This window comes from Streptomyces sp. UH6, assembly GCF_013421635.1.
Taxonomy (GTDB): domain Bacteria; phylum Actinomycetota; class Actinomycetes; order Streptomycetales; family Streptomycetaceae; genus Streptomyces; species Streptomyces abyssomicinicus.
In genome coordinates, this window is record NZ_JACADT010000720.1 from 1 (window position 1) to 2912 (window position 2912).

Below are 2912 nucleotides of genomic sequence, written 5' to 3' on the forward strand. Positions count from 1 at the left end.
GGCGGCATGGGCGTGGTGTACCTGTCGCACACGCGGGGCGGACGGCCGGTGGCGGTCAAGGTCGTGCGGCCGGAGCTGGCGGACGACCCGGACTTCAGGCGGCGGTTCGGCCGCGAGATCAAGGCGGCCCGGCGCGTCCGCGGCGCGTACACCGCGGAGTTGATCGACGGGGACGCGGACGGCACGCCGCCCTGGCTGGCCACGCTGTACGTGCCCGGGCCGTCCCTGACGGAGGCGGTCGCCCGGCGCGGGCCGCTGCCGGTGCCGGCACTGCTGTGGCTGATGGCGGGGGTGGCCGAGGCCCTGCAGGCCATCCACGGGGCGGGCATCGTGCACCGGGACCTCAAGCCCTCGAACGTGCTGCTGGCCGCCGACGGGCCCCGGGTGATCGACTTCGGCATCGCGCTGGCGGCCGACGCGACGGCGTACACGGCCACCGGCGGCACCATCGGCACGCCCTCCTTCATGGCGCCGGAGCAGGCGACCGGCGATGAGGTCACGGCGGCGACCGATGTCTTCGCGCTCGCGCAGACGGCGGCGTTCGCCGCGCTGGGCAGGCCGCTGTACGGGGAGGGCTCGGCGCTCAACGTCCTCTACCGGATCGTGCACTCCGAGCCCGACCTGTCCCTGCTGCCCGAGCCGCTGCGGCCGTTGCTGGCCCGGTGCCTGGCCTCCGACCCGGTGGAGCGGCCCACCCCGGCGGAGGTCGTGGAGTGGTGCCGGCAGCGGCTGGGGACGGACGCCGACGCGAGCGGGGCTCCGGCCGTGTGGCGGGAGATCACCGGGCCGGCCGTCACGGTGCCGGACCCTGTGGCGGATCCGGCACCGGGTTCTGTGGCGGCCCCGGTGACGGTGCCGGTGACGGTGCCCGTGCCCGCGCCGGAGGCGACGCTGGTGGCGCCGCAGCCCTTGATCGGCTACCCGCAGCCGCCGGACGGCCGGAACGCGTTGACGCCGGAGGAGCGGAAGGCCCACAGACGGCGCAGGGCGCTGATCTCGGCCGTCGGTGTGGCGGGGACGGCGCTGCTGGTGACGGCCCTGGGCTGGCGGATCATGAACACCGAGGCCTTCGGCCGCCTGAACGCGGCGGACTCCACGGCGTCCACCACGGACCCGACCGCACGGGCGTCGGGGTCGTCGTCCGGCACGGACAGCGCGGACGGCGCGGACAACACGGACGGCGCGGCCGACGCGGACGACACGGCCGGCACCGACGACGCGGCTGCCCTGGGGACCGGCAACGGTACGTCCGAGGGCTCCCGGACCTCCCCGACGTCGCCCGCGAAGCCCGTCGCCACGCCGTACCCCTTGTTCTGGGTGGACGCGGAGAACTCGGCCAACCTCGACGACCCGGAGAAACAGCTGAAGAACGGCAAGGGCGAGATCCGATTCGGCTGCGCGTCGGCCGGTTGTGAGCTGAAGAGCGACACGGCCGTGTTCCTCCAGGTCGCAGGCGACCCCGGCACCGGCTCGCTGGACACGTGCCGGTTCATGCTCGCCGGCGCGACGTCACACACCCTCCTGTTGGCCGGGGCCGCGAACGGGACGGAAATCTGCGTCAAGGACGCGTCCGGGAACATCGGACTGCTGGTGATCCAGACGAAGTCGACCGCGATGCCTGAACTCGCCTTCCTCAAGGGTGAGATGACCGTCTGGCGGGACGCCGCCTAGCAGCCGGTTCCCCGTGCCCACGTCGCCCACGTCGCCCACGGCGCCGGATGGCGTCAGTTCGGAGGCACGGCCGCCAGGAAGTGACGCCAGGAGGCCGCTCCGGCCCTCTCCAGGGGGCGCCGGAGGGTCTGCCGGAGAGGGTGGGGCGAATGCATGATCGCCTCGTTGCGCGCCGCCAGGCGGTCCAGCTCGGCCGGCAGGGGAAGGCGGTCGCTCTTCGTCCCGTTGCAGGCCGCGTGGGCCGGAGCGAGGTTCCACAGCGCGTCGAGGTCCGGACCGCGCCAGGCGCCACGACGCGCGGGGAGAGGCGTCCCTCGCGTAGAACTCCTGGGCGCTCACTCCGCCTCCCGCCGCAGGACGACGCTCTGCCACCGGACGGCGTCCCTGCCCAGGCTGTCCTTCTCGTTCTCGGCCACCCGCGCGATGTGCAGCCCTGCCCTCTCCCCGAGGCGCACGACCTCCTCGGCCGGCACGTCCCACATCACCCGGTCGGTCGGGGGCTCACCTCGGCGCAGGGAGATCACGAGGACGCCGGACGGAGCCAGGAGTTCGGCCAGCCGCCTCATCGCCGGGCCACGGTCGGCCGGCGCCAGGTGCATCCACACGGCCGACAGCAGGATGAGGTCCAACGGGCCGGAGAGGGAGCGCAGTTCGGGCAGGGAGTCGTCGGTCCAGGAGAGAGCGGGACTCGGGTGCAACCGCTGTGCCACCTGGCGCAGTTCTGGCACCGGCTCCACTGCCAGGACGTCGTAGCCGAGCCGGGCGAGTGCCGCGGCGTCCCTGCCGGTGCCCGCCCCGATGTCGGCCGCTCCGGCCGGAGGGGGCGGCAACAGGTCCAGGACGTCGCCGTGTACGGCTTCGAAGGACACGCTCTCGTATCTCTCGGCCAGCAACCCCGCGTGGTGCGCGTAGTAGGGCTGTACCGCCGGGAGTTCGCCCGGCCGATCGGCCGTGTCGGGGTCGGGGCTCTCTCCGCTCATGACCATGCCGACACGCTACGGGAGCTGTACGACAGTCGGTGAGGGCGGTGGCTCAGCCGTGACCGTGGCGCGTCGGCGGGTGTGCGGGCTTGCCGGACGCGGCGTTGTCGGCCGCGTGCTGGGGGCGGCCCGGGGCTTTGTCGCGGGGTGCGGCGCCCTTCTGCCGGCCCGTCTCCCGTTGCGTCGGGGCCGCCCGGTCGGACGGGTCCGTGTGCGTCGAGGCGGGAACGGTGCGGGAGTCGGTTCGGGGGGCCGCGGTGC

At 74.1% G+C, this 2912-nt stretch carries 3 protein-coding genes; 1 reads left to right on the forward strand and 2 read right to left on the reverse strand.

Features of this window, described 5'->3' with window-relative positions:
- Positions 1–1671: serine/threonine-protein kinase (locus HW445_RS24800; protein ID WP_180223158.1), on the forward strand; the 1671-nt coding region annotated here is incomplete at its 5' end.
- A 335-nt stretch (positions 1672–2006) separates the two neighbouring features.
- On the opposite strand, the gene HW445_RS24805 is transcribed toward HW445_RS24800, so the two are convergent.
- Both HW445_RS24805 and HW445_RS32875 read right to left on the reverse strand, forming a co-directional pair.
- Positions 2007–2657 carry a bifunctional 2-polyprenyl-6-hydroxyphenol methylase/3-demethylubiquinol 3-O-methyltransferase UbiG gene (locus HW445_RS24805; protein WP_257231272.1) on the reverse strand — a complete coding sequence of 217 codons (651 nt, stop codon included), beginning with the start codon at positions 2655–2657 and terminating at the stop codon, positions 2007–2009.
- A gap of 46 nt (positions 2658–2703) precedes the next feature.
- Positions 2704–2912 (reverse strand): hypothetical protein (locus HW445_RS32875; protein WP_218957366.1); only part of this gene is annotated, 209 nt, incomplete at its 5' end.